Below are 25,587 nucleotides of genomic sequence, written 5' to 3'. Positions count from 1 at the left end.
CTCAGCCGGCCAGCCCGGCCCGGTGGGCGAAGACGACGGCCTGCACCCGATCGCGGGAGCCCGTCTTGGCGAGGATGTTGGAGACGTGGGTCTTGACCGTGGCCGGGCCCAGGAACAGGCGCTGGGCGATCTCCGCGTTGGACAGACCCTCGGAGACCAGCCGCAGGACCTCGTGCTCGCGCTCGGTGAGGGAGGCCACGATCCGCTGCTGCACGGGGTCGGGCGGGGCGGGGGCCGGTTCCGGGGCGGCCGGGGAGACGTCGGCGGCCAGGGCACGGATCACGCGCAGCGTGGCCTCGGGGGCGAGCAGGGCGTGCCCGCCCGCGACGGCGCGCACGGCCTCGACGAGGTCGTCGGGGTCCGCGTTCTTCAGCAGGAAGCCGCTGGCACCGGCCGCGAGCGCGTCGAAGAGGTAGTCCTCCCGGTCGAAGGTCGTGACGATGACGACCTTGGCGCAGCCCGTGCCCACGATCCGCCGGGTCGCCTCGATCCCGTCCATCACCGGCATCTGCACGTCCAGCAGCGCCACGTCCACGGCTCCGTCCCGGGCCGCGGCGACGGCGGCGGCGCCGTCGGCCGCCTGGGCCACGACCTCGATGTCGTCCTCCACGGACAGGACCATGGCGAAGCCGGAGCGGACGAGCGCGTGGTCGTCGGCGAGCAGGACGCGGATCATGCTCCCGATCCTCCCACGGGCGCCGGTGCTGCGGCGCCGTCCGGCGGGCCGTCCGCGGGCAGGGGGCAGCGGACGCGCACCCGCCACCCGGGACGGCCCGACCGCGGCCCGATCTCCGCCTCGCCGCCGTGCAGCCGGACGCGCTCGCGCAGTCCCTGCAGCCCGAAGCCGGTGCCCTCGGTGCCGGACCGGGGCGAGCCGCCGTCGAGCACCTCCAGCTCGATCCAGGATCCGTCCGGGCCGTGCCCGGTGCGCAGGACGAGCGAGGCCGTGGTGGCCGTGGAGTGGCGGATCACGTTGGAGAGGGACTCCTGGGCGCACCGGAACACGGAGAGCCCGAGACCGGCGGGGACCCGCCCGAGGTCCCCGGGGGCGGCCTCGACCGTGCGCACGTCCACCGCGAGCCCGTTCTCGGCGTGCCGGTGCGCGAGGGCGGCGATGTCCGCGAGCCCAGGATCGGGTCGGCGCCCGGTCGGTGCGTCCCCGTTCTCGTCCTCCGCGCGCAGGACGCCGAGCAGCTGGCGCATCTCCCCCACCGCCGTCCGGCTGGACTCCTCGACGGTGCGCAGGGCCGCCGCCGCGGCCGCGGGGTCCCGGTCCAGGACCTTGCGGGCGGCGCCGGCCTGGATGCCGATCACCGAGACGTGGTGGGCCACGACGTCGTGCAGCTCCCGGGCGATGCGCATCCGTTCGTCGACGACGGCGCGGCGGGCGATCTCCGCGGACTGCTCGCGGATCCGCTCGGCCTGGCCCGCCAGGCGGTGCCGCTGCAGGGCCGAGCGCCAGGACGCCCGGCCGGCGAGCACCGCGCCGCCGAAGTACACGACGTTGACGAGTCCGGCGTGCAGCTGGACGGCCAGGACCTGCGGCAGCGGCCCGTCCACCGGCTCCTGCGCCTGGACGATCTCGGCGTAGGCCTGGGTGATCGTCAGCTCCACGACCAGCCACAGGGCCATGCAGCCGATCACCGCGGACAGGGCGGTGAGCATCGCGCTGCGGTCCCGGGCCCAGGCCACCGCGGCGTACAGGGCCGCGAAGTAGGCGACCTGGTAGGCCAGCAGGAACGCCGCCGCGATGCTGATGTAGTAGAAGGCGAAGAACAGCACCGACGAGGCGAGGAGCACGCCGACCGGGTACCGCCGCCGCACCGCGAGCGGGAGGATCAGCGCGCTCACGCCGACGTACATCAGCCACGGCTCCTCCGTCTCCGGCACGCCCGCGTAGCTGTGCATCAGCACGGCGCTGAACAGGGCCACCGCCAGGAAGGCGGCGGTGCCAAGGACGTCGTTGCGCCGCTGGGCGGGCGTGGGCGCGGGCCGCTCCCAGAACGGGTCCTCGGGGTCGTTCAGCCAGGCCGTGAACCGTTCGGGCAACGGACGGCGCGGCACCCCGGCCGGACCGGTGCCGGGCGCCTCCGCGGCCCCGGCGGTCCGCTCGAGGGGACCTGCCGGGGACGTGCGGCCGGGGACGGTCCCGGGTGCGGTGCTGGTGGCGGTGCTGGATGGAGTGTGCACGTCATCACGCTAGCCCGGCCGGGCCCGGCGCGGGGTCCGCCGCCCGGGGGAACCCGGCGCCCGGTCCGGGGGCCGGTGGGGCGCCGGGCGGTGCGTTGGTCGCCGGTCGGTCGCGTCCCGGCCGTGGGTCAGCCGCGGTCCAGGCCGAAGAAGCGGCGCCAGCGCGCGCGCGAGCCGGGCGCCGGGCCCGGTCCGGCGAGGAGCTCGGCCGCCGGGGAGTCGTCCGCGGCGACGGTGCCGGGGCGGGTGCCGGCGCGCCGGGTCCGGGCCCCGCGCAGCGCCGCGTAGTAGGCGCTCTCGGCGGCGGCGTCGGCGAGCAGCGCCGCGGAAAGGGTGCCGAGCACGCGCGCCCCGGACCCGCCGCGCCGGGCCGCGCCCGCGAGCCCCACCCCGAGGGCGGTCTCGGTGCCGGCCAGGGCCAGCAGGAGCTCGGGCCGGCGCACGAGGGCCCGCTGGTAGCGGGCGATCAGCCCGTCCCCGGTGGGCTCGATGGTGAGGCCGTGCAGGAGCGCGGCGCCCACGGCCGCGGGCTCATAGTGCTCGGCGCCCTCGAGCTCGGTGATCTCGCGGCTGCCCTCCACGACCTTGGCGGCCAGCGCGGGCAGGCCGAGCAGCTGCAGCACGGACTCCAGCACGAGGTCGGTGGACTCGCCCAGCACGTAGTTGCGCAGCCGGTTCGTCTCGGCCGGGTCGAGGTCGAAGACCGAGGCGACGGACTCGGTCTGCAGCTCCGAGGTGCCGCCGGCGCACAGCCGGACCAGGTCGCGCTCGAAGCGCCCGGCCGGTGTCTCCTCCGCCTCCGCGCCGGCCCCGCCGGTGGGCCGCCACTCCGGGCCCCACTCGAGGGCGCACACGGCGTCGGCGGCCTCCAGGTCGGTGACGGACGCCGGGTCCTCCCCGGCGAGCAGGACCTCGAAGGAGCGGGTGGCCCCGTCCGAGGAGAGCGCCACGGCCGTCTCGGCGAGGCCGGTGCGCACGGTCCAGAAGTCGACCTCGGCGTCGAAGACCACCACGGACCACCCGTGCCGGGAGACCGCGGTGAACCCGGTGCCGGACAGGGCGGCCAGCACGGGCAGGTCGGGGGCGTCCAGGTGGACCAGCAGGACGCGGCGCAGACCGGGCTGCTCGGGCTGCAGCTGGTGGCCGGTGGTCCGGGCGAGGGTGCCGGCCAGTTCGTCGAGGGTGCACCCGGCCTCCACCGAGCCGTCCGCGGCGGCGCGGGCCAGGTGGCCCTCGGCGTCGGCGAGGAACATCAGCTGCGTGGCCCGGGGGCCCTCCGCGTAGGCGCTGATCAGCCGGTGCCCGGCGATGACCGCGCGCATCTCCTCGAACGTGGGCCGGGATTCCGGGGCCTGCGCGGCGGTGGTCTCCGTCGCGCAGACCACCGTGGCGGGGACCAGGTCCCACGCGGAGGTGGAGGACGCGACGTCGTCGGCGGGGAGTGAGGTCATGGCGTCCATGCTACGCCGTCGTCCCGGCCGTCCCGGGGCCGGGACCGGGACCCGGGGCGCGTCCGGCGGGGGCTCAGCGGGGGCCGTCGACGAGCTCCGCCACCGTCCCGTCCGCCAGGGCGGCCAGGGCCGCGCGCAGCCGGTGGGCCAGCCCCGGGCGCAGGTAGGCGTCCAGCTCCTCCGGGGCCGTCCAGCGGTGGCTGAGCAGCTCCTCCTCCTGCACCGTGATGGGGGTGTCGGCCTCGATCACCCCACCGTCGTAGACGAAGGAGACCGAGTCCCCCCAGACGCCCATGGCCACTCCGTGGGCCACGACGAGCAGCCGGCCGGGGGCCAGGTGCAGACCGACCTCCTCGACCACCTCCCGGAAGCACCCGGTGCGGGGGTCCTCCCCCGCCTCCACGGTGCCGCCGGGAACGGTCCAGTCCGACTTGTAGTTGGGCTCGACGAGCAGCACCCGGCCCTGCGGGTCGCGGATGAGGGCCTCGGCGGCCAGGCGCCGGGTGGGCAGCGAGTCGACGAACTTCTTCAGCTCGGGCTCGGAGAGGTAGGAGCTCATTGGGGCCTCACTTCCCCAGGAACTTCTCGAAGCCCTTGGGCAGGTTCAGGTCCGCCGGGTCCGGCTGGGCCTGTCCGGCGCCGAACGCCGAGCCGGCGGGCGCCTTCTGCTTGCGCTGCTGCTCGAGGGCGGCGTTCTCCTGGGCGCGCTTGGCGGGGTTGCCCGAGCGGGAGCCGCCCTTCTTCGCGGAGCCCTTGCCCTTGCCCTTCTTGCCCCCGCCGGCGCCGCCGCCGCCGGGCATGCCCGGGATGCCGGCGGGCATGCCCGGCACGCCCTTGCCCTGGGCCAGCCGCTTCATCATCTTCTGCGCCTGCGCGAAGCGCTCCATGAGCTGGTTGACCTCCGAGACGGTCACCCCGGAGCCCTTGGCGATGCGGGCCCGCCGCGAGCCGTTGATGATCTTCGGGGCGACCCGCTCGTGCGGGGTCATGGAGCGCACGATGGCCTCGACGCGGTCGATCTCGCGCTCGTCGAAGTTCTCCAGCTGCTCGCGCATGCCGGCGGCGCCCGGCATCATCATGAGCATCTTCTTCATCGAGCCCATCTTGCGCAGCTGCTGCATCTGCGCCAGGAAGTCCTCGAAGGTGAAGTCCTCCTGGTCGGTGAACTTCCTGGCCATCTTCTCGGCCTCGGCCTGGTCCCACTGCTTCTCGGCCTGCTCGATCAGGGTGAGGACGTCGCCCATGTCGAGGATCCGGGAGGCCATGCGGTCCGGGTGGAACTGCTCGAAGTCGTCGACGTTCTCGCCCGTCGAGGCGAACATGATCGGCTTGCCGGTCACGGAGGCCACGGACAGGGCAGCGCCGCCGCGGGCGTCGCCGTCGAGCTTGGACAGGACCACGCCGGTGAAGTCCACGCCCTCGTTGAAGGCCTGCGCCGTGTTCACGGCGTCCTGGCCGACCATCGCGTCGATGACGAAGAGCACCTCGTCGGGCCGGACGGCGTCGCGGATGTCGCGGGCCTGCGCCATGAGCGCCTCGTCGATGCCCAGGCGCCCGGCGGTGTCCACGATGACCACGTCGTGCAGCCGGGCGCGGGCCTGGGCCACGCCGTCGCGGGCGACCTGGACGGGATCGCCCGTGGGGTCGTCGAACTCGGAGGTGGTGCCCGGGTGCGGGGCGAAGACCGGGACGCCGGCGCGCTCGCCCACGACCTTCAGCTGCGTGACCGCGTTGGGTCGCTGCAGGTCCGAGGCCACGAGCAGGGGACGGTGCCCCTGGCCCTTGAGCCACTTGCCGAGCTTGCCGGCCAGGGTGGTCTTGCCGGCGCCCTGCAGGCCGGCGAGCATGATGATCGTGGGGCCGGTCTTGGCCATCCGGATCCGGCGGGTCTGGCCGCCGAGGATGTTCTGCAGCTCCTCGTTGACGATCTTCACGACCTGCTGGCCGGGGTTCAGCGCCTCGGAGACCTCCAGCCCGAGGGCGCGCTCCTTGACCGCGGCGGTGAACTCGCGCACGACCGGGACGGCGACGTCGGCGTCGAGCAGGGCGCGGCGGATCTCCCGCACGGTGGCGTCGACGTCCGCCTCGGTCAGGCGGCCCTTGCCCTTGAGGTTCTTGAAGGTGGCGGTCAACCGGTCGGACAGTGAATTGAACACGGGTCGAAAGCTGCTTTCGTCGAGGGAGTCGGCCGGTGCGCCGCGGTCTGCGCCGCGGGCCGCGGCCCGGCCCGGTGTGGCGGGTCAGTGTCCAAGGTTAGCAACTCCGGACGACCCGGGCCCGCCGCCGTCACGCGGCGGACGCGAGGACGGACACGACGGCGGACACGACGGCGGCCGGCCCCCTCCGGCGGGAGGGGGCCGGCCGCGGGGACCGAGCGGTCAGAGCGCCGTCTCGTCGCGCTCCCCGGTGCGCACCCGCACGGCCTGCCGGACGTCGGTGACCCACACCTTCCCGTCACCGGCGCGGCCGGTGTTGGCCGAGGAGACGATGACGTCGACGATGTCCGTGGCCTGGTGGTCGTCGACGAGGATCTCCACGCGGACCTTCTCCAGCAGGTCCACCGTGTACTCCGCGCCGCGGTAGACCTCGGTGTGCCCGCGCTGCTGGCCGTAGCCGTGCACGTTCTGGACCGTCATGCCCTGGACGCCGTAGGACTCGAGCGCGGACTTGATGTCCTTGAACTTCTCCGGGCGCACGATCGCGGTGACGAGTTTCATGGAAGAGCTGCCTTTCGTGGGGGTGGGATGCGTCGGGCGCCGTCGCACGGCTCAGCCGCGCACCGGCTGGGAGCGGCCGGGCTCGAAGGCGGCGGCCTCCCCGCCGGCGGCGTGGCGGCCCGGGGTGAACGAGCCCGTGGCGTCGCCGGCCAGGGCGTAGCCGGACTCGGCGTGCTGGGTGATGTCGATGCCGTCGATCTCGTCCCGCTCCGGGATCCGGAAGCCGATGGTCTTGTCGATGACGAAGGCGATGACGAAGGTCAGCACGGCGCAGTAGAGCACCGAGACGAGCACCGCCACGACCTGGGTGAGCAGCAGGCCGAAGCCGCCGCCGTAGAACAGCCCCGCGGTGCCCTCGGACGGCAGCGCCACGAAGCCCAGGGCCACGGTGCCGACGACGCCGGAGACCAGGTGCACCCCGATCACGTCCAGCGAGTCGTCCATGCCCATGCGGTACTTGAGGCCCACGGCCAGCGCCGAGCAGATGCCGGCCACGAAGCCCAGCACGACCGCCCACACCGGGGAGACGTTGGCGCACGCCGGGGTGATGGCCACGAGTCCGGCCACGGCGCCGGAGGCGGCACCCAGGGACGTGGCGTGGCGGTCCCGGATCCGCTCGGTGAGCAGCCAGCCGAGCATCGCCGCGGAGGGGGCCACGAGGGTGTTGATCCAGATCAGCCCGGCCTGCTCGGCCGTGCCGGCCGCGCCGGCGTTGAAGCCGAACCAGCCGAACCACAGGATGGCGGCACCGAGCATCACGAGCGGCAGGTTGTGCGGGCGCTGGCTCGGGTCCTTGCCGAAGCCCTGGCGGGCCCCGACGATCATGATGAGGATCAGCGCCGCGACGCCGGCGTTGATGTGCACCACGAGCCCGCCGGCGAAGTCGATGGCCTCGCCGAGGGCTGAGCCCACGGCGCCGTCCTCGGTCAGCAGCCCACCGCCCCAGACCATGTAGGCCAGCGGCGCGTAGACCAGGGTGGCCCAGACGGGCACGAAGACGGCCCAGGCGCCGAACCGGGCGCGGTCGGCGATCGCGCCGGAGATCAGGGCGACGGTGATGATGGCGAAGGTGCCGCCGTAGGCGGCGCCGAGCAGGTCCTCGCTGCCGATGATGTCGGCCAGGGCGAAGGAGGGCACCGGGCTGCCGGTGATCCCGCCCAGGAGCGGGTCCCCGCCGCTCATCGAGTAGCCCCACAGCACCCACACCACCGAGACCATGGCGATGGAGATGAAGCTCATCATCATCATGTTCAGGACGCCCTTGGCCCGGGTCATCCCGCCGTAGAACAGGGCCAGCCCGGGGGTCATGAAGAAGACCAGGGCTGCCGCGACGATCGTCCACACGTGTCCAGCAGTGATTTCCACGATGTGCACCTCTCTCTGAAGGTTGGTCGGTCACCGGTGCCACTGGCCCGTTCCCCGCGGGGCCGTCCGGTGCTCACCGTTCACCTCGAGTGTCCGAGAGAGATGTTTCGTCCGCCGCCGCGCCGGGTTGCGGACATGTTTCGGGCCCGCCGCAATGATGACGCGCGTGTAAATTGCGGCGGGCCCGTGGGGCGTTCGGGGGACGGGTCAGTCGAGCAGGGCGTCCACGAAGCCTTCCGCCTCGAAGGGGGCCAGGTCGTCCGGGCCCTCGCCCAGGCCGATGAGCTTGACCGGGACCCCGAGGCTCTTCTGGATGGCCACCACGATGCCGCCCTTGGCGGTGCCGTCGAGCTTGGTGAGGACGATGCCGGTGACGTCCACGGCCTCGGAGAACACGCGGGCCTGGGTCATGCCGTTCTGCCCGGTGGTGGCGTCGATGACGAGCAGGACCTCGTCGATGACGGCGGCCTTCTCGACGACCCGCTTGATCTTGCCGAGCTGGTCCATCAGGCCGGCCTTGTTCTGCAGCCGCCCGGCGGTGTCGATCATCACGACGTCGACCTCCTGCTCGATGCCGGCGACCACGGAGTCGTAGGCCACGGAGGCCGGGTCGGCGCCCTCGACGTCGGAGCGCACCGTGGGCACCCCCACGCGCGCCCCCCAGGTGGAGAGCTGGTCGGCGGCCGCGGCCCGGAAGGTGTCGGCCGCGCCCAGCAGCACGTCCTTGTCCTCGGCGACGAGCACGCGGGCGAGCTTGCCCACGGTGGTGGTCTTGCCGACCCCGTTGACGCCCACGACGAGGACGACGGCGGGGACGGGGCCCTTGCGGGACACGGCCAGGGACCGGTCCAGCGTGGGGTCGACGAGCTTCACGAGCTCCTCCCGCAGCATGGCCTTCACGTGCGCGGGGTCGCTGGTGCCCTCCACCGTGACCCGGCGCCGGAGGGACTCCACGAGCTCCATCGAGGCGTCCGTGCCGAGGTCGGCGAGCAGCAGCGTCTCCTCGATCTCGTCCCACACGTCCGCGTCGATGCGGTCGCGGGAGAGCAGGGCGAGCAGGCCCTTGCCGAGGACGTTGTTGGACCGGGCCAGCCGCCCGCGCAGGCGCGCCATCCGCGACGACGCCGACTCGGGCCGGTCCAGCGCCGGGCGGGCGTCGGCGGGCCGGGCCGGCGCGGTGCCGGGCTCCAGGTCCCCGGGGGCCTCGGCGGGGCCTCCCTCGAGGTCGTCGGCGTCCCGGGTGGAGGGGTAGCCGCCGCGGGGCGCCTTGGGCCCGCGCAGCAGCACGAGGCCGAGCAGACCGAGGACCACGACGGCGATGAGCACGTATACGAGAACGGGTATCGAATCCACGCCTCCCAGCTTCTCACACCGCCCCCGGCGGGACCCGGCGGCGGGGGCCGCGCCGGTCCCGGAGTCCTAGACTCGACGGGTGCCCGTTCAGCCCTCCGCCCCCGCGCCCGAGCGCGACCGCGTCCCCCAGCAGATCACGGTGCTCATCGCCGCCGCCTTCGTCATCGCGATCGGCTACGGGATCGTGGCGCCCGTGCTCCCCCAGTTCGCCACGACCTTCGGCGTCGGGGTGGCGGCGGCCTCCGCCGTGGTCAGCGTCTTCGCCGTGGCCCGCCTCCTGTTCGCCCCGGCGGGTGGGCGGATCCTGAACCGGATCGGTGAGCGCCCCACCTACGTGACCGGGGTGCTCATCGTGGCGCTGTCCTCGGCGGCCACCGCGTTCGCCCAGAGCTACTGGCAGCTGCTGCTGTTCCGGGGCCTCGGCGGGATCGGGTCGGTGATGTTCACCATCTCCGCGATGGGCCTGATCGTGCGCCTGGCCCCGCCCCGGATGCGGGGCCGGGTCTCCGGCTACTACGCCTCCGCGTTCCTGGTGGGCGGGGTGCTCGGCCCGGTCGTGGGCGGCCTGCTCGCCGGGCTGGGGATGCAGGCCCCGTTCCTGATCTACGCGGTCGCCCTGCTCGTGGCGGTGGCCGTGGTCCACTTCCGGCTCAAGGACGAGGTGCTCGGCGCCGGCCGGGACCGCAGGAGCCAGCCGGTGATGACCGTGGCGGAGGCCCGGCAGGTGGGCGCCTACCGCTCCGCGCTGGTCTCCAGCTTCGCCAACGGCTGGACCGCCCACGGGATCCGGGTGGCCCTCGTGCCGCTGTTCGCGGTCGCCGTCCTGGGGGCTGGCCCCGCGGTGGCCGGCCTGGCGCTGGCGGTCTACGCCGCCGGCAACGCCCTGGCCCTGCCGGTCACCGGCCGGCTGACCGACCGGTTCGGGCGCAAGCCGCTGGTGCTCTCCGGGCTGCTGGTCAACGGGCTCGCCACCATGGGCCTGGGCCTGGTCCAGGACGTGCCGTGGTTCGTGGTCCTGTCCCTGGTGGCGGGCATGGGCTCCGGGACGCTGAACCCCGGGCAGCAGGCCACCGTGGCCGACGTCATCGGGCCGGACCGGGCCGGCGGGCCCGTGCTCGCGCGCTTCCAGATGAGCGCCGACGCCGGGCAGATCCTGGGCCCCGTGGTCGCCGGCGCGCTCGCCGACGCCGCGGGCTTCGGCTGGGCCTTCGGGGTCTCCGGGGCGATCATGCTGATCGCGGCCGGGGCGTGGCTGCCCGTGCGGGACACCATGGAACGGCCCGACACCGCGGCGGCGCGCCCGGCCGGAACATAGGCAGGGCCGGTCGCGGGGCCGGTGCCGGGCTCAGCGCAGCTCGGCGAGCCGCTGCCCGATCACGGTGGTGACCCCGTCCCCGCGCATGGCCACCCCGTAGAGGGCGTCGGCGATCTCCATCGTCCGCTTCTGGTGCGTGATGATGATCAGCTGCGAGGTCTCCTGCAGCTGGCGGAAGATGCTCAGCAGCCGCCCGAGGTTGCGGTCGTCCAGGGCCGCCTCGACCTCGTCCATCACGTAGAACGGCGAGGGGCGGGCCTTGAAGATCGCCACCAGCAGGGCGATCGCCGTCAGGGAGCGCTCACCGCCGGAGAGCAGGGACAGCCGCTTGATCTTCTTCCCCGCCGGGCGCGCCTCCACGTCGATCCCGGTGCTCAGCATGTCCGTCGGGTCGGTGAGCCGCAGCCGGCCCTCGCCGCCGGGGAACAGGGTGGCGAAGACGCCCTCGAACTCCCGGGCGGTGTCGGCGTAGGCCTCGGAGAAGACCCGCTCCACGTGCTCGTCCACCTCGCGCAGGATGCTGCGCAGGTCCTGCCGGGACCGCTTCAGGTCCTCGAGCTGCTCGGCGAGGAAGCGGTGCCGCTCCTCGAGCGCCGCGAACTCCTCCAGCGCCAGGGGGTTGACGCGGCCCAGCGAGGCCAGTTCCTTCTCGGCCCGGCGCAGCCGCCGCTCCTGCTCGGCCCGCACGAAGGGCGCCCCCGCCACGGCCCCGAACAGGGCGTCCTGCCCGTCCGTCGCCTCCGGCTCCTCCGTCCCGGTCCCCGCGTCGGGGTCGGGGATCGGCAGGTGCGGCCCGTAGTGCTCCACGAGCGCCTCCGGGGTGAGGCCCAGCTCCTCCAGGGAGCGGGCCTCGAGGGCCTCGATCCGCGTGCGCTGCTGGGTCCGCGCCAGCTCGTCACGGTGCACGGAGTCGGTGAGCTCGGCGACACGGGCGGCGAGCCGGTCGTTGGCGGCGCGCAGCTCCGTGAGCTCCGCGTCCAGGCCGGCGCGCACGGACTCGGCCCGGTCCCGGTCCCCGGCGGCGGCGGCCACGGACGCCCCGACCCGGACCAGCAGCTGCTCGGCCGCGGCCAGCACGGCCTCGGCGTTGCGGGCCTGCAGCCGGCGGCGGTGCGCCCGGCGCTCGGCCTCCTCCCGGGCCCGGCGCTCGGTGGCGGCGGCCCGCTCCTGGGAGGCGGCCCGGTTGCCCAGCGCGCGCGCCTGCTCCTCGAGGGAGCGCAGGGCCAGCCGCGCCTCGGTCTCGGCGGCGCGGGCGGCGGTGGCGGCGCGGTGCCGCTCGTCGCGGCGGGCGGCGGCCTCCAGCTGGGCGTCCTCGGTGTCCTCCTCGCCGAGCTCCTCGGCGGCCTGCAGGCGGTCGGCGACCTCGCGCAGGCGCTGCTGCTCGGCGGCCAGGTGCCGGTCCGCGGCCGCGACCTGCTCCTCGAAGCGGGCGGTCTCCGCCGCGGCGGAGTCCAGCACGGCCCGGACCCGCGACAGCTCGGAGGCGGCCCGCTCGGCGCTGCGCTCCGCCGCGCGCAGCGCCGCCGCGGCCTCCTGGGCCCGCCGGCGGCCGGCGTCGCGCTCCTCGCCCACCGCGCGCACCGCGGCGCGGGCGCGCTCCAGGGCGGCGGCGAGCCGGGCCTGCTCCTGCTCGGCGCGCTCGGCGGCGGCGCGGGTCTCGAGCGTGCCGGCGGCCTCCGCGGCCCCGCCCCAGGCGGTGGCGGAGGTGAACACGTCTCCGTCACGGGTCACCGCGGTCAGCCCGGGCCGGCCGGCCGCGGCCCGGGCCGCCGTGGCCGCGTCCTCCGTGAGCACGGTGCCGGCCAGCAGGGCGCGGACCGCGGCCGCGCCGCGCCGGGCGTCGTCGTCCGTCCCCCCGGGCCCGAGCACGGCGGCCGCGGGCCGGACCCCGGGCAGGCCGAGGACCTCCGGCGGGGCGGGGGCTTCCGCCTGCCCGTCGCCGCCGGCGACCAGGAGGTGGACCCGGCCCACGCCGTCGTCGCGCAGTGCCTCGAACACCGAGACGGCCGCGCCGTGGGAGCGCACGGCGAGCGCCTCCGCGAACGGGCCCAGGGCGGCGGTCACGGCCCGCTCCCACCCGGGCTCCACGTCCACGAGGTCCGCGACGGCGCCCAGCACGGCGTCCCCGTGGCGCTCGCGGACCGCCGTCGAGCCGTCGGGCTGGCGCAGGGCGGCGCGCAGGGTCTCGGCCCGGGCCCGCTGCGCGTCGTGGGCGCGCAGCAGCTCCTGCGCCGCGGTCTCCGCCTCCTTCGCGGCCGCGCGGGCCGTCCCGGCCGCGGCGTCCGCCGCCTCGTGCTCGGCGCGGGCACGGTCGGCGGCCCCGGCCGCCTCGCGGGCGGCCGCCGCGAGGTTGTCGGCCTCCGCGCCGGCCCGTTCCCGCCGCTCCCCGGCCTCGGCGCGGGTGGTGTGCAGACGGGCGAGCTCGTTCTCGGCCGCCTCCACCCGGGAGCGGGCCGCCGCCACGGCGCCCGTCAGCCGGGCCAGGCCCTCGCGCCGGTCGGCGGCCGCCCGGAGCAGCCCGGTGACCACGGCGTCCTGGGCCCGGGCGGCGGCCTCGGCGGCCTCCCGGTCCTCGATGGCCGCGGCGAGCCCGTCCGTGGCGTCCTCGACCTGCTCGAGCAGCAGATCCTGCTCCGCCCGGGTGCGGGCGGCCTGCGCGGCGAGCCGGTCCGGGTCCCGGGCCGGCTCGGCGGGCTCGGCGGCCGGGCCCAGCAGCCGGCGCCGTTCGGCGGCCAGGGAGGCCAGCGACCGGTAGCGCTCCTGCACCGCGGTGAGCTGGTACCAGGTGTCCCGGGCCGCGTTGAGCGCCGGTGTCGCGCGCGCGGCGCGGGCCTCGACGTCGGCCTGCCGGGCGCGCCCGGCGTCGAGGTCCTGCTCCGCCTGCGCGCGCTCGGCGCGCAGCCGGCGCTCCAGGTCCTCGTCGACCGCGAGCGAGGTGCGGGCCCGGACGAGGTCGTCGGCCAGCAGCCGGGCCCGGGCGTCGCGGACGTCGTGCTGGATCCGCTGGGCGCGGCGGGCCACCCGGGCCTGCCGCCCCAGCGGGGTCAGCTGGCGGCGGATCTCGGCGGTGAGGTCCTCGAGCCGATCGAGGTTCGCCTGCATGGCCTCCAGCTTGCGCAGCGTGCGCTCCTTGCGGCGGCGGTGCTTGAGGATCCCGGAGGCCTCCTCGACGAACCCGCGGCGCTCCTCGGGCGTGGCGTGCAGGATCCGGTCGAGCTGGCCCTGGCCCACGATGACGTGCATCTCGCGGCCGAGCCCGGAGTCGGAGAGCAGCTCCTGGATGTCCAGCAGCCGGCAGGCCCGGCCGTTGATCGCGTACTCGGAGCCGCCGGAGCGGAAGAGCGTGCGCGAGATCGTGACCTCGGAGTACTCGATCGGCAGGGCGCCGTCGGCGTTGTCGATCGTCAGGGCCACGTGGGCGCGGCCGAGCGGGGCCCGCCCGGCCGTGCCCGCGAAGATGACGTCCTCCATCTTCCCGCCGCGCAGCGACTTGGCGCCCTGCTCCCCCATGACCCACGAGAGGGCGTCCACCACGTTGGACTTCCCCGAGCCGTTGGGCCCGACGACGGCGGTGACCCCGGGCTCGAACTCGAAGGTGGTGGCCGAGGCGAACGACTTGAACCCGCGCACGGTCAGGGTCTTCAGGTGCACGGGCGGCCGGTCTCCTGGGCTGAGGGGGTCGGGGGTCGCCCCCACTGTACTCGGGTGCGTCCCGGCGCGGCGGCGCGGTGCGGGCAGGGGGGCGGGCGGAAAGCTAAGCCTGCAGAGAAACGGCGGCGCCCGGGCACCGCGCCGCCGACCGGCCGGTAGACTGACCGCGACCAGCACGACCTGCCGACCCGTGACCGCGCCTGCCGGGCGCCGGAGCGGGGCGTCGGCGAGCCCCTAACGAAAGCCAGAGACCTTGACCGGTAATTCCTCGATCCGTCACCAGAACGCCGCCCTCCTGGCCATCACGAAGGTCGAGGCCGACGAGGTGGTGCCCTCGTCCCACGCCGACGAGGTCCTGGAGGACACGTTCGCGCGGCTGAAGATGCCGAAGGGGCTGCTGCAGCGCCTCGCGGGCGTCAACGAGCGGCGCGTGTGGTCGCCGGGGCGCCACTTCACCGACGGCGCCGTGGAGGCGGGCGAGGCGGCCCTGGCCCGGGCGGGGGTCCGCCCGGAGCAGGTGGGGCTGCTGATCAACGCCTCGGTGACCCGCGACGGCTACGAGCCGGCGGTCTCGGTGTCCGTGCACCACCGGCTCGGGCTGGCGCCCTCCGCGCTGAACTTCGACGTGACCAACGCGTGCCTGGGCTTCGTCAACGGGCTCACGATCGCCTCCACGATGATCGACTCGGGCGCGATCGACTACGCCGTCGTCGTCGCCGGCGAGGACCCGACCCCCTGGCACCGCGAGACGTACGAGCGGCTGCAGGGCCCGGACGTGACCCGCGCGGACGTGGTGCGGGAGTTCGCCACCCTGACCCTCGGCTGCGGGGCCGCCGCCGCCGTGGTCGGCCCGGCCGAGCGGCACCCGGAGGGCCACCGCATCGCGGGGTCCGTGACACGGTCCGCGACCGAGCACCACGGGCTGTGCATCGGCGGCTTCGACGGCATGTACACCGACGCCACGGGCCTGCTCAAGCACGGCGTGGGACTGCTCGCCGACGCCTGGCACGACGCGCACCAGGACGGCTGGGAGTGGTCGACGATGGACCGCTACATCGGCCACCAGGTCTCCATGTCCCACACCAACAAGCTGTTCCAGGACGTCGGGATCGCCCCGGAGCGGTTCCCGCTGACCTTCCCCTTCTGGGGCAACGTCGCGGCCGCGGCCCTGCCCATGACGCTCGCCCTCGAGGCCGAGCGGCTCGAGCAGGACGACCGGGTCCTGCTGCTGGGCGTCGGCTCCGGGCTCAACGCGACGTACATGGAGATCGACTGGTGACTCCCCGGCGCTGAGCGCCGCCCGACCGACCCCGCACGCCCGCACCCGACGAGGAGCCCCACGCCCATGGCACGCAGACGACCGTCCACGACCTCCCAGCACGACGGGCCGGACGCGGCACGGCTGCCCATGACGGAGGTGCCGCTGCCCGGGGTGGACCCGGCCTGGTCCCGCACGGTCACGGTCGCCTCCACCGCGCCCGTGGAGCCCGTGCCCGGACGTCGCCGCCGCTGGCACCTGCTGGACAACGCGGCCTCGCTGGAGGCGGCCGGGCTGACCCCGCGCGGCACGGTGCTCGCCGTGCACGGCAACCCGACCTGGTCCTACCTGTGGCGCGACGTGCTGGCCGCCGGAGTCGACCCCGCCAACCCGTGGCGGGTCGTGGCCGTGGACCAGCTCGACATGGGCTTCTCCGAGCGCACCGGGCTCTTCCGCCGCCTGGACGACCGGGTGCGGGACCTGTCCGACCTCACCGCCGAGCTCGGCCTCGACGACGCCACCACGCCCGTGGTGACCCTCGCCCACGACTGGGGCGGACTGATCTCCTCGGGCTGGGCGCTGGAGCACCCGGGCGTGCACCGCGGCGTGGTGCTCACCAACACCGCCGTCCACCACGACGGCGCCGAGGAGATCCCCGCCTCCCTGCGCCTGGCCCTGGCCCCGGCCGCCCACGGGCTGCTCACCGAGCGCACCACGGCCTTCCTCGACGTCGCACTGGCGCTGGCGGACCCGTCCCTGCCCGCGGACGTCTGGGCGGCCTACCGCGCCCCGTACGCCACGAGCGCCCGGCGCGAGGCGATCCGGCACTTCGTGGCCGACATCCCCGTGCCCGCCGACCACCCCTCCCACGCGCGCTTCGAGCAGATCGCCGCCGGCGTGGCCGGGATGGACGTCCCCGCCCTGCTCCTGTGGGGCACCGGGGACCCCGTGTTCCAGGAGCGCTACCTGCAGGACCTCATGCGGCGGCTGCCGCACGCCGACGTGCACCGCTACGAGGGCGCCCAGCACCTGCTGCCCGAGGCCCGGGACATCGCGGGCCCGCTGATGGCCTGGCTCGCCGACCGCTTCGGGCCCGGCCCCACCCGGCGCGAGCTGCACGTGCAGCGCCGCGCCACGGCCCGGGACGCCCACGTGCCCTTCCACGCGGAGCTCGAGCAGCGCCGCACGGACCTCGGCCTCGCCGTGGTCGACATGGCCCGCGGCGCCGAGACCGCAGGCCCGCGGGCGGCCGCGGCCCCGGTGCGGGCCAGCCTCAGCTGGGCGGAGCTGGCCGACCGGGTCGACCGCCTCGCCGCCGGCCTGGCCGGCATCGGGGTGCGCCCCGGGGACCGTGTGAACCTCATGGTCCCGCCGGGCTCGGACCTCACCGCGCTGCTCTACGCGTGCCTGCGCATCGGCGCCGTCGTCGTCGTCGCGGACACCGGGCTGGGCCCGAAGGGGCTGACCCGGGCGCTCAAGGGCGCGGGGCCGGACTGGCTGGTGGGCATCCGCAAGGCCCTGGTCGCCGGACGGACACTGGGCTGGCCGGGCACCCGGATCTCCCTGGAGCGCCTCGACCCGGTCTCCCGCCGCGCCCTCGGCGTGGCCCACCACGTCCCCGGCCTGCTGGAGTCCGCGCCGCGCCCGGAGCTGCCCGCCCCGGGCCCCGAGGCGGACGCCGTGGTGCTGTTCACCTCCGGGTCCACCGGGCCGGCCAAGGGCGTGGTCTACACCCACCGGCAGCTCTCCGCGATGCGGGACGCCGTGCGCGGCACCTACGGCCTGTCCGCCGGCACCGGGCTCGTGGCCGGCTTCGCGCCGTTCGCCCTGCTCGGGCCCGCCATGGGCACGACCTCGGCGACCCCGGACATGGACGTCACGGCACCGAAGACCCTCACGGCCCGCGCCCTGGCGGACGCCGCCTCCGCGATCCGGGCCACCGCGGTGTTCCTGTCCCCGGCCGCGATCACCAACGTCCTGGCCACCGCCCACGAGCTCGACGAGGGCCAGCGCCTGGCGCTGGGCCGCGTGGAGCTGGTGCTCTCGGCCGGGGCGCCGCTGCCGGAGGCGCTGCTGGAGCGGTTCCAGGAGCTGGTGCCGGCCGCGACGCTGCACACGCCCTACGGCATGACGGAGGGGCTGCCCCTCACCGACGTCACGCTCGGCACCATCCGGCAGGCGCGCCGGGACGGCACCGCCGCGGAGGGCTCCCCGGTGGCCGGCGCCGGCAACGGCGTGTGCGTGGGCACTGCCGTGCACGGGGCCGAGCTCGGCGTCACCGCCCTGGGCCCGGACGGCGTGCCCGGCGACGAGATCACCACCGCGGCCGGGACCACCGGCGAGATCGTCGCCCGCGCCCCGCACGTCAAGGACCGCTACGACCGGCTGTGGGCCACGGAGCACCGGAGCACCCAGTTGCCCGGCTGGCACCGCACCGGGGACATGGGGCACGTCGACGCAGCCGGCCGGCTGTGGGTGGAGGGCCGACTGGCGCACGTGATCGTCGCCGCCGGGGGCGTGCTCACCCCGGTCGCGGCCGAGCACGCGGCCCAGGCCGTGCCGGGGGTGGGCCGCGTCGCCGTGGTCGGCGTGGGCCCGGCCGGCGCCCAGGTGCCCGTGGCGGTCGCGGAGACCGTGCCGCCGGCCCCTCGGCCCGGACCCGCCGATCCCCTGCTGACCGGCGCCGTGCGCGACGCCGTGCGGGAGGCGACCGGCATGGACCTCGCGGCCGTCCTCGTGCTCCCCGAGCACCCCACCGACATCCGGCACAACTCCAAGATCGACCGAGCCCTGCTGGCCGGGTGGGCCGACGCCGCCCTGGCCGGAGGAAGGATCAGGAACCCGTGAACGGCAAGCACCGCAAGGACGGCCCGCACGACGAGAAGGTCCCCGCCTACGACGCCACCGTGGCGGAGGGCGCCCCGCCGGCCGACACCGGCAGCCACGAGGCGGACCGAGGACCCCGGGAGCTGGAGGGGCGCGGCCGCACGGTGCTCGTCACCGGCGCCTCCGGGATGCTCGGGGAACACGTGGCGCGCCTGCTCCGGAGCCGGAACTGGACGGTGCGGCTGCTGCAGCGCCGGCACGCCGACCTGGCCGACCAGCCCGGCGTGCAGGAGGTGCTGGGCTCCGTGACCGACCCGGAGGCCGTGGCCCGCGCGCTGGAGGGCGTCGACGACGTCGTCCACCTCGCCGCGAAGGTCTCCTTCGCCGGGGACTGGGACGAGTTCGTGCTGACCAACGTCATGGGCACCCGGGTGCTGCTGGAGACGGCCCGGCGCGCGGGCGTGGACAACGTCGTGTTCGTCTCCTCCCCCTCCGTCGCCCACACGGGCGTGTCGATCGTGGGCGAGCCCGCCCGCCCGGCCGACCCCGTGCACGCCCGCGGCGACTACGCCCGGTCCAAGGCCGCCGCGGAGCTGCTCGCGCTCGAGGCCGACGGCCGGGGACTGCGGGTCACCGCCGTGCGCCCCCACATCGTGTGGGGCCCCGGCGACACCCAGCTGGTCGAGCGCGTGGTGGACCGCGCCGGCCGGGGCCGCATGCCGCTGCTGGACCACGGCGCGGCGCTGATCGACACCACCTACATCGACAACGCCGCCGAGGCGATCGTGCGGGCGCTGGAGCGCATCGAGTGGTCGCACGGGCAGGCGCTCGTGGTGACGAACGGCCAGCCGCGCACCGTGGGCGAGCTGATCTCCGGGTTCTGCCGCGCGGCGGGCGTGCAGCCGCCCACCCGGCGGGTCCCCGGCGCGGTGGCGCGCGTGGCCGGGAAGCTCATCGAGAAGCTCTGGGCGCTACGGCCGGGGGCCGACGAGCCGCCGATGACGGCGTTCCTGGCCGAGCAGCTGTCCACGGCGCACTGGTTCGACCAGCAGACCACCCGCGAGGTGCTCGACTGGTCGCCGGCCGTGACGATCGAGGAGGGCATGCGGCGGCTGGCCGAGTACTACCGCACGCACCCGCTGGGCGCCCACGACGCCCCGCAGCCGGACACCGGTTCCACCGCGGCCGACGCCGCCTGAGCCGGCACCCGCCGGGCCGGCATCTTCTGGGCCGACCTCTCCTGGGCCGGCGTCGCGGGTGCCGGCGCCCCGCCGCGGCCGGTCAGAACCGGGCGTTGCGGGGCGCGCGCTGGCAGGCCGGGCAGCGGTAGGAGGAGCGGTTCATGAACTGCTCGCGCACGATCAGCGCCGCCCGGCCCTCCTCGGCGCACCGGGGGCAGGGCCGGCCGGAGCGGCCGTAGGCGTTGAGGTCGCGGGCGAAGTAGCCCGACTCCCCGTTGACGTTGACGTAGAGGGAGTCGAAGCTCGTCCCGCCGGCCGCGAGGGCCCGGTCCATCACCGCCCGGACCGCCGCGAGCACCCGGTGCGTCTCGGGGCGCCGGAGCGTGTCGGTGGGGCGGGCCCAGTGCAGGCGCGCCTGCCACAGCGCCTCGTCGGCGTAGATGTTGCCGATCCCCGAGACCATGGCCTGGTCCAGCAGGGCCCGCTTGAGCCCGGTGCGGCGCCGGCGCAGCCGGTCGTGCAGGAGGTCGGCGTCGAAGGCCGGGTCCAGGGGGTCGCGGGCGATGTGGGCCGCGCGGGTGGGCACGGCCGGCAGCCCTGTGGCGGAGCGTCCGCCCGGGGCGCCGTCGTCGGTGGGCACGAGCCGGTCCAGGAGCATGCCGCCGAAGATCCGCTGGTCCACGAAGCGCAGCTCGGCCGGGGTGCCGGGTCGCTCGGACAGGCTCAGCCGCACCTTGAGGTGCTTCTCCGCGGGCAGCCCGGCGTCCTTGACGAGCAGCTGCCCGCTCATCCCCAGGTGCACCAGCAGGGCTTCCTGCGGCGTGTCCCCGTCCGGCCCGGTCAGCGGCAGCCAGAGGAACTTGCCGCGGCGCACGGCGTCGCCGACCACCGCGCCCTCGAGCTCGTGGGCGAAGGCGACCGGACCGGCCTCGTGCCGGCGCACCGAGCGGGGGTCGAGGACCTGCACGGCCTCGATCCGGCGGCCCACGACCCAGCGCTCCACGCCGCGGCGGACGACCTCGACCTCGGGCAGCTCAGGCACGGGCGCCCCGCGTTCCCGGCTCAGGCACCGCTGCGGGCCACCAGGGCCGCGTAGGCCTGCGCGGCGGCGGAGCGCTCGGCCTCCTTCTTCGTGGTGCCGGTGCCGGTGCCGTGGTCCTTGCCGCCGATGAGCAGGTGCGCCTCGTAGCGGCGGTCGTGGTCCGGGCCGGTGCCCTCCACGGCGTAGCGGACGGGGCCCAGGCCGCGGGCCGCGGCGAGCTCCTGGATCTCGGTCTTCCAGTCGCGGCCCTCGGTCATCACGAAGCCGTCCTCGAGCAGCGGCACGACCAGGCGCAGCACGAAGTCGCGGGCGGCCTCCAGCCCCGAGCACACGTAGACGGCGCCGATCAGCGCCTCCATGGTGTCGGCGAGGATCGAGGCCTTCTCGTGGCCCTTGGTCCGCACCTCGCCCTTGCCCAGACGGATGTGCGCGCCCACGTCGAGGGAGCGCGCGAGGTCGGCGAGGGTGCGGGTGCTCACCACCGCCGCGCGGATCTTCGCGAGGTTGCCCTCGGAGTCGTCGGGGTAGCGGTGGAAGATCTCGTCGGTGACCGCCAGTCCCAGCACGGAGTCGCCGAGGAACTCGAGCCGTTCGTTGTGGCCCTGTCCCTCGTGCTCGTACGCGTAGGAGCGGTGGGTCAGCGCAAGACGGAGCGTCTCGGCGTCGATGTCGACGCCGAGACGCTCCAGCAGGTCCTGAGGGTTGGCGGTGGTGGTCACCGTGGTCAGGCGTCGGCCACCTTGCGGCCCTTGTACTCCAGGAACAGCGCGGTCCCCGCGGAGTCGGTCACGACCTTGGCCTGGTGCGGCAGGCTGTAGGTGACCTTGCCGTTCTCGACGGTCTTGACCAGCTTCGGCGCGGTCGCCTTCCACTGGGAACGGCGTGCACGGGTGTTGGCACGGGACATCTTCCGCTTGGGAACAGCCACGGCTATCTCTCTTCTCTCGTATCGGTCGTCTTCTCCGAGGTGTCCTGCTCGAGCAGGCCCGACAGGGCGCTCCAGCGAGGATCGAGCACCTCGTGGTGGTGTCCCGGGTCGTCCTCCAGGCGCGCGCCGCACTGGGCGCACAACCCCTGGCAGTCCTCCCGGCACACCGGTTGGAACGGCAGCTGAGTGATCACTGCGTCCCGAAGCATGGGCTCGAGGTCGATCGTCTCGTCCTGAACTTCATACATCTGGTCGTCCTCGACGTCCTCCCCACCGGTGGTGGCGGCGTCGAAGAGGTACAGCTCCTGCACGTCGACGTCCAGATCGTAGTCGATCGGGTCGAGGCATCGGCTGCACTCGCCGTGGATGTCCACGGCAGTCGTGCCGGACACCAGGATCCCGTCGTGGACGGACTCCAGCCGGAGGTCCAGCTCGATGTCCGAACCCTCCGGGGCGCCGATGAGTGCGTTGCCGAAGTCCTTCGGCGCGGGCACCACCTTCTCCAGTCGTCGCATCGTCCCCGGGCGGTGCTCGAGGTCCCTGACATCGATGATGAGGGGCGAACTGTTCTCGCGACTGATGACGATCTCCTGGTGAAATTCTGGCCGACAGGCCATGGTAGCGCGCCCCGCCGCCCGTTCTCAAACGGGACGCGCCCCGGCGGCCCCGGACGGTCCCGGCGGGCTCAGCCCCGCAGGGCGCGCAGCACGGGCCCGGGCACGAAGCCGGAGACGTCCCCGCCGAGCCCCTGGACCTCCTTGACGAGGGTGGAGGACAGGTGCAGGAACTGCGGGTCCCCCGCCAGGAACACGGTCTCGACCCGGCTGAGGTCGCGGTTCATCGTGGCCATCGGCACCTCGTACGCGTAGTCCTCCCCCGAGCGCAGCCCCTTGACCAGCGCCACCGCACCCCGCTGCGCCGCGTAGTCCGCGAGCAGGCCTCCGCCCATGGGCTCGACGACGACGCCGACGATCCCCGCGAGGCTCTCCTCCACGAGGGCCAGCCGCTGCTCGTGGTCGAAGCGGTAGCGCTTGTGCGGGTTCGTGGACACCGCGACCACGACCTCGTCGAAGAGCGCCGCGGCGCGCGCGACGACCTCCACGTGGCCGTTGTGGATGGGGTCGAAGGAGCCGGGGCAGATCGCTCGGTGCATGGGCCCCATCCTAGGCACGCCGCCGCGGGACCCTAGACTGGCGGCCATGGATGCCGATGCCGCCGCCCGCACGTCCCGCGCCCCCTGGGAGCGCATGGCCCACGGAGGAGGCATGCTGACCACCGCCGGGGAGCTCTCCGGGACGGTGTTCGAGGAGATGTCGCGGCTGGCCGCCCGGACGGGGGCGATCAACCTGGGCCAGGGCTTCCCGGACGTCGACGGGCCGCCGGAGATGCTCGACGCCGCCGCGGCCGCCCTGCGCGGCGGCGGCAACCAGTACTCCCCGGTGGCGGGGGTGCCGCAGCTGCAGGAGGCCGTCGCCGAGCACCAGTGCCGCTTCTACGGGCTCGAGCCGGACCCGGCCTCCGGCGTCGTCGTGACCGTGGGCGCCTCCGAGGGGCTGGCCGCGAGCCTGCTCGCGTTCCTGCGCCCCGGGGACGAGGTCGTCACCTTCGAGCCGCACTACGACCTCTACGGCGCCGTGGTGGAGTTCGCGGGCGCGCGGCTGGTGACGGTCCCGCTCGAGCCCCCGCGCTTCTCCCCCGACCTCGACCGCCTCGCCGCGGCCTTCGGGCCGCGCACCCGCATGGTGGTCCTCAACGACCCGCACAACCCCACGGGCACCGTGTTCGACGACGCCGTGCTGTCCCGGGTGGTCGAGCTGGCCGAGGAGCACGACTGCGTGGTGGTCACCGACGAGGTCTACGAGCACCTGCGCTACGACGGCGCCCACCGCCCCCTGGCGGCCCTGCCGGGAGCCTTCGAGCGGACCCTCACCGTCTCCTCGGTGGGCAAGACGTTCTCGGCCACGGGCTGGCGCGTGGGCTGGGTGAGCGGGCCGGAGCACCTCGTCGGCGCGGTGCGGGCCACCAAGGCGTACTTCACGCACAGCGCCGCCACACCCCTGCAGCTCGGGGCGGCGGCGGCCCTGGGCCTGCCGGACGCCTTCTACGAGGGTCTGGCCGAGGACTTCCGGCAGCGCCGCGACGTGCTCATGCAGGGGCTGGCCGCCGCGGGCGCCGAGCCGTTCGAGCCGCAGGGCACGTTCTTCGTCGTGGCCGACGTGCGCGCGCTGTGCGAGCGGCACGGCGTCGGGGACGCCACCGCGCTGGCCCCCGTGCTGGCCGAGCGCTCCGGCGTGGTGGGCGTGCCGGTGCCGGCCCTCGCCTCGGCGGCGCACCGGGGCCTGTACGGCACCTGGATGCGCTTCTCCTTCGGCAAGCGCCGGGACCTCCTGGAGCAGGCGGCCCAGCGGCTGGCCGGCTGAGCCGCGGCCGGCCCGTCACACACGGTCAGCACCCTTGGCGCGGCCGTGCCGGGGGGCCGGCGTGGTGGGCACCCGCGAGCCCGGTGGAGCGTTCCGGGCGCGGGCCGGCAGCCCGTCGACGGCCGCCGTCGTCAGTGGGGCCGGCACGCGCGGCCGCGGCGACCGGCCCCTCCCGAGAGGTGGGTCCGAAAGGGGAACCCTGCCAGCAGGCCAGGGCGAGAACATCCGGCGCGTCACGAGCGTCGACGTGATCCGCAGCAGGCAGGGGCACGGTGACGCCGGCTCCTACACGTTCGAGCTGACGCTCGACGACGGCGTGGAGGAGTACCTGCTCGTCGTCCCGGAGAGCGAGGCCAGCACCGTGGCCCGGCTCATCCAGCACAGCAGCTCGATCCAGCTGGACAAGACCACGGACGACCTGGTCCTCGAGAAGTACGCGGACCGAGTCCCGCCCGCGGCGACGGCCGCCGCTGCCGAGGCAGCGGCGGCCGTCGCCGCTGTGCGCGCACAGGAGGAGCTCAGACGGTCGCCCGGCGGCCGAGGGCCCGGTAGCAGAAGCCGGCGGCGGCCCAGCGCTCGGGGTCGAGCACGTTGCGCCCGTCCAGGATCTGCGGCACGGCCACCAGCGGGTCCAGCTGCTCGGGGGTCATCGTCTTGAACTCGGCCCACTCGGTCAGCAGCACCACGACCTCCGCACCGGTGACGGCGGCCTCGAGGGAGTCCACGTAGTCCAGGCGCGGATAGCGCTTGGCGGCGTTGGCGTTGGCCTTGGGGTCGTAGACGGCGACCTCGGCGCCGATCGAGTGCAGCCGGGCGGCGATGTCCAGGGCCGGGGAGTCGCGCACGTCGTCGGAGTCGGGCTTGAAGGCCGCCCCGAGCACGGCCACCTGCTTGCCCACCACGGAGCCGCCGAGCATCTGGGTGACGGTGTCCACGGTGTGCCCGCGGCGGCGGACGTTGATGTCGTCGACCTCCGCCAGGAAGCGCACCGACTGCTCCACGCCCAGCTCCGCGGCCCGCGCCCGCAGGGCCCGGATGTCCTTGGGCAGGCAGCCGCCGCCGAAGCCCACCCCGGCGTTGAGGAACTTCCGCCCGATCCGCTCGTCGAGGCCGATCGCGTCGGCGAGGGTGCGGATGTCCCCGCCGACCGCCTCGGTCAGCTCGGAGAGGGCGTTGATGAAGGAGATCTTGGTGGCCAGGAAGGCGTTGGCGGCGACCTTCACCAGCTCGGCCGTCTCGAAGTCGGTGACGATCAGCGGCACGCCCGCCTCCAGCTGGCGGGCGTAGACCCGGCGCATCACGGCCTCCGCGGCCGCGTCCTCCGCGCCCAGCACCATCCGGTCCGGGGTCAGGGTGTCCTCCACGGCGTAGCCCTCGCGCAGGAACTCCGGGTTCCAGACCAGGGACACGTCCACCCCGTCCCGGGACGAGGCGCGGGCGAGGTCGGCCAGCCGCCGGGCCGAGCCGACGGGGACCGTGGACTTGCCGGCGATCACGCAGTCCTTCGTGGCGGCCGCGGCGATCGAGCCCACGGCGGCGTCCACGTAGCGCATGTCCGCCGCGAAGGACCCGGCGCGCTGGGGCGTGCCGACGCCGACGAAGTGCACGTCGCCGAAGGCCCCGGCCTCCTCGTAGCTGGTGGTGAAGCGCAGCCGCCCGGTGTCCACGTGCTTGCGCAGCAGCTCGCCCAGTCCTGGTTCGTGGAAGGGCAGCTCCCCGCGGGACAGGGCGTCGACCTTCGCCGGGTCCACGTCCACGCCCAGGACCTCGAAGCCCATCTCCGCCATCGACGCGGCGTGCGTGGCCCCCAGGTAGCCCGTGCCCAGAACCGTGATCTTCATGGACGTCCTCCGTCTCTCCCGGGCCGCCGGGCCCGTGCTCGTTGTTGCC

General features: G+C 75.0%; 21 protein-coding genes. 5 read left to right on the top strand and 16 right to left on the bottom strand.

The window, feature by feature from the left end:
• Nucleotide 1 precedes the first annotated feature (1 nt).
• The 8 genes from PU704_RS03620 to ftsY all read right to left on the bottom strand — a co-directional run bounded on the left by PU704_RS03620 (nucleotide 2) and on the right by ftsY (nucleotide 9,076).
• Nucleotides 2–676 (bottom strand): response regulator, encoded by a 675-nt coding sequence (locus PU704_RS03620; RefSeq protein ID WP_277550181.1) that lies wholly within the window; start codon nucleotides 674–676, stop codon nucleotides 2–4.
• The gene (locus tag PU704_RS03615; RefSeq protein WP_277550180.1) at nucleotides 673–2,190 is read right to left on the bottom strand and encodes a sensor histidine kinase; all 1,518 of its coding nucleotides are present in this window, start codon (nucleotides 2,188–2,190) and stop codon (nucleotides 673–675) included. The genes PU704_RS03620 and PU704_RS03615 overlap by 4 nt, the downstream gene beginning before the upstream one ends.
• A gap of 128 nt (nucleotides 2,191–2,318) precedes the next feature.
• Nucleotides 2,319–3,641 carry a hypothetical protein gene (locus tag PU704_RS03610; RefSeq protein WP_277550179.1) on the bottom strand — a complete coding sequence of 441 codons (1,323 nt, stop codon included), beginning with the start codon at nucleotides 3,639–3,641 and terminating at the stop codon, nucleotides 2,319–2,321.
• A gap of 73 nt (nucleotides 3,642–3,714) precedes the next feature.
• Nucleotides 3,715–4,200 carry an NUDIX domain-containing protein gene (locus tag PU704_RS03605; RefSeq protein WP_277550177.1) on the bottom strand — a complete coding sequence of 162 codons (486 nt, stop codon included), beginning with the start codon at nucleotides 4,198–4,200 and terminating at the stop codon, nucleotides 3,715–3,717.
• A 7-nt stretch (nucleotides 4,201–4,207) separates the two neighbouring features.
• A complete protein-coding gene (gene ffh, locus PU704_RS03600; RefSeq protein WP_047805188.1) occupies nucleotides 4,208–5,797 on the bottom strand; it encodes a signal recognition particle protein in 1,590 nt (529 codons plus the stop codon).
• Nucleotides 5,798–6,019: 222 nt separating this feature from the next.
• Nucleotides 6,020–6,358 carry a P-II family nitrogen regulator gene (locus tag PU704_RS03595; protein WP_047805187.1) on the bottom strand — a complete coding sequence of 113 codons (339 nt, stop codon included), beginning with the start codon at nucleotides 6,356–6,358 and terminating at the stop codon, nucleotides 6,020–6,022.
• 51 nt (nucleotides 6,359–6,409) lie between these two features.
• On the bottom strand, nucleotides 6,410–7,723 hold the full coding sequence (locus tag PU704_RS03590) for an ammonium transporter (protein ID WP_277550176.1): 1,314 nt from the start codon (nucleotides 7,721–7,723) through the stop codon (nucleotides 6,410–6,412).
• 207 nt (nucleotides 7,724–7,930) lie between these two features.
• The gene (gene ftsY / locus PU704_RS03585; protein ID WP_277550175.1) at nucleotides 7,931–9,076 is read right to left on the bottom strand and encodes a signal recognition particle-docking protein FtsY; all 1,146 of its coding nucleotides are present in this window, start codon (nucleotides 9,074–9,076) and stop codon (nucleotides 7,931–7,933) included.
• Between the two features lie 79 nt (nucleotides 9,077–9,155).
• Here ftsY and PU704_RS03580 point away from each other — a divergent pair, with 79 nt between their 5' ends.
• A complete protein-coding gene (locus tag PU704_RS03580) occupies nucleotides 9,156–10,391 on the top strand; it encodes an MFS transporter (RefSeq protein WP_277550173.1) in 1,236 nt (411 codons plus the stop codon).
• A gap of 30 nt (nucleotides 10,392–10,421) precedes the next feature.
• On the opposite strand, the gene smc is transcribed toward PU704_RS03580, so the two are convergent.
• Nucleotides 10,422–14,042: a chromosome segregation protein SMC gene (smc, locus tag PU704_RS03575; protein ID WP_277550171.1), complete on the bottom strand. Its 3,621-nt coding sequence runs from the start codon at nucleotides 14,040–14,042 to the stop codon at nucleotides 10,422–10,424.
• A 253-nt stretch (nucleotides 14,043–14,295) separates the two neighbouring features.
• Between smc and PU704_RS03570 the strand changes: the two genes are divergently transcribed.
• The 3 genes from PU704_RS03570 (at nucleotide 14,296) to PU704_RS03560 (ending at nucleotide 19,325) form a co-directional block, all read left to right on the top strand.
• A complete protein-coding gene (locus PU704_RS03570) occupies nucleotides 14,296–15,321 on the top strand; it encodes a 3-oxoacyl-ACP synthase III (protein ID WP_047804610.1) in 1,026 nt (341 codons plus the stop codon).
• Between the two features lie 129 nt (nucleotides 15,322–15,450).
• Complete coding sequence (locus PU704_RS03565) at nucleotides 15,451–18,147, top strand: alpha/beta fold hydrolase (protein ID WP_277550222.1); 2,697 nt, start codon at nucleotides 15,451–15,453, stop codon at nucleotides 18,145–18,147.
• The gene (locus PU704_RS03560; protein ID WP_277550169.1) at nucleotides 18,144–19,325 is read left to right on the top strand and encodes an NAD-dependent epimerase/dehydratase family protein; all 1,182 of its coding nucleotides are present in this window, start codon (nucleotides 18,144–18,146) and stop codon (nucleotides 19,323–19,325) included. Before PU704_RS03565 ends, PU704_RS03560 begins: the two co-directional genes overlap by 4 nt.
• Before the next feature lie 82 nt (nucleotides 19,326–19,407).
• Here PU704_RS03560 and mutM read toward each other — a convergent pair whose 3' ends face one another.
• The 5 genes from mutM to coaD all read right to left on the bottom strand — a co-directional run bounded on the left by mutM (nucleotide 19,408) and on the right by coaD (nucleotide 22,430).
• Nucleotides 19,408–20,349, bottom strand: a complete 942-nt coding sequence (mutM, locus tag PU704_RS03555) for a bifunctional DNA-formamidopyrimidine glycosylase/DNA-(apurinic or apyrimidinic site) lyase (protein ID WP_277550167.1) — start codon at nucleotides 20,347–20,349, stop codon at nucleotides 19,408–19,410.
• A gap of 20 nt (nucleotides 20,350–20,369) precedes the next feature.
• Nucleotides 20,370–21,068: a ribonuclease III gene (rnc, locus tag PU704_RS03550; RefSeq protein WP_277550165.1), complete on the bottom strand. Its 699-nt coding sequence runs from the start codon at nucleotides 21,066–21,068 to the stop codon at nucleotides 20,370–20,372.
• A gap of 5 nt (nucleotides 21,069–21,073) precedes the next feature.
• Complete coding sequence (gene rpmF / locus PU704_RS03545) at nucleotides 21,074–21,277, bottom strand: 50S ribosomal protein L32 (protein ID WP_031282896.1); 204 nt, start codon at nucleotides 21,275–21,277, stop codon at nucleotides 21,074–21,076.
• A gap of 2 nt (nucleotides 21,278–21,279) precedes the next feature.
• Nucleotides 21,280–21,792, bottom strand: coding sequence for a YceD family protein (locus tag PU704_RS03540; protein ID WP_277550161.1), 513 nt, complete (start codon nucleotides 21,790–21,792; stop codon nucleotides 21,280–21,282).
• 170 nt (nucleotides 21,793–21,962) lie between these two features.
• On the bottom strand, nucleotides 21,963–22,430 hold the full coding sequence (gene coaD / locus PU704_RS03535; protein ID WP_277550160.1) for a pantetheine-phosphate adenylyltransferase: 468 nt from the start codon (nucleotides 22,428–22,430) through the stop codon (nucleotides 21,963–21,965).
• A 46-nt stretch (nucleotides 22,431–22,476) separates the two neighbouring features.
• Between coaD and PU704_RS03530 the strand changes: the two genes are divergently transcribed.
• Nucleotides 22,477–23,697 carry an aminotransferase class I/II-fold pyridoxal phosphate-dependent enzyme gene (locus PU704_RS03530; RefSeq protein WP_277550158.1) on the top strand — a complete coding sequence of 407 codons (1,221 nt, stop codon included), beginning with the start codon at nucleotides 22,477–22,479 and terminating at the stop codon, nucleotides 23,695–23,697.
• Between the two features lie 285 nt (nucleotides 23,698–23,982).
• On the opposite strand, the gene PU704_RS03525 is transcribed toward PU704_RS03530, so the two are convergent.
• Nucleotides 23,983–24,108: a hypothetical protein gene (locus PU704_RS03525; protein WP_277550157.1), complete on the bottom strand. Its 126-nt coding sequence runs from the start codon at nucleotides 24,106–24,108 to the stop codon at nucleotides 23,983–23,985.
• 107 nt (nucleotides 24,109–24,215) lie between these two features.
• Complete coding sequence (locus PU704_RS03520) at nucleotides 24,216–25,538, bottom strand: UDP-glucose dehydrogenase family protein (protein WP_277550156.1); 1,323 nt, start codon at nucleotides 25,536–25,538, stop codon at nucleotides 24,216–24,218.
• Nucleotides 25,539–25,587 lie beyond the last annotated feature (49 nt).

Source organism: Kocuria oceani (assembly GCF_029524215.1).
Classification (GTDB): domain Bacteria; phylum Actinomycetota; class Actinomycetes; order Actinomycetales; family Micrococcaceae; genus Kocuria; species Kocuria oceani.
Note: the sequence above shows the minus strand (reverse complement) of the source record. Positions and strands in the feature narration are given on the sequence as shown.

Excerpts from the sequence above, each read along its gene's own strand:
- coaD (WP_277550160.1), bottom strand. The coding sequence starts at position 22,430 with ATGCACCGAGCGATCTGCCCCGGCTCCTTCGACCCCATCCACAACGGC.
- PU704_RS03605 (WP_277550177.1), bottom strand. The coding sequence starts at position 4,200 with ATGAGCTCCTACCTCTCCGAGCCCGAGCTGAAGAAGTTCGTCGACTCG.
- PU704_RS03540 (WP_277550161.1), bottom strand. The coding sequence starts at position 21,792 with ATGCGACGACTGGAGAAGGTGGTGCCCGCGCCGAAGGACTTCGGCAAC.
- PU704_RS03610 (WP_277550179.1), bottom strand. The coding sequence starts at position 3,641 with ATGACCTCACTCCCCGCCGACGACGTCGCGTCCTCCACCTCCGCGTGG.
- PU704_RS03620 (WP_277550181.1), bottom strand. The coding sequence starts at position 676 with ATGATCCGCGTCCTGCTCGCCGACGACCACGCGCTCGTCCGCTCCGGC.
- PU704_RS03565 (WP_277550222.1), top strand. The coding sequence starts at position 15,451 with ATGACGGAGGTGCCGCTGCCCGGGGTGGACCCGGCCTGGTCCCGCACG.
- PU704_RS03520 (WP_277550156.1), bottom strand. The coding sequence starts at position 25,538 with ATGAAGATCACGGTTCTGGGCACGGGCTACCTGGGGGCCACGCACGCC.
- PU704_RS03595 (WP_047805187.1), bottom strand. The coding sequence starts at position 6,358 with ATGAAACTCGTCACCGCGATCGTGCGCCCGGAGAAGTTCAAGGACATC.
- PU704_RS03530 (WP_277550158.1), top strand. The coding sequence starts at position 22,477 with ATGGATGCCGATGCCGCCGCCCGCACGTCCCGCGCCCCCTGGGAGCGC.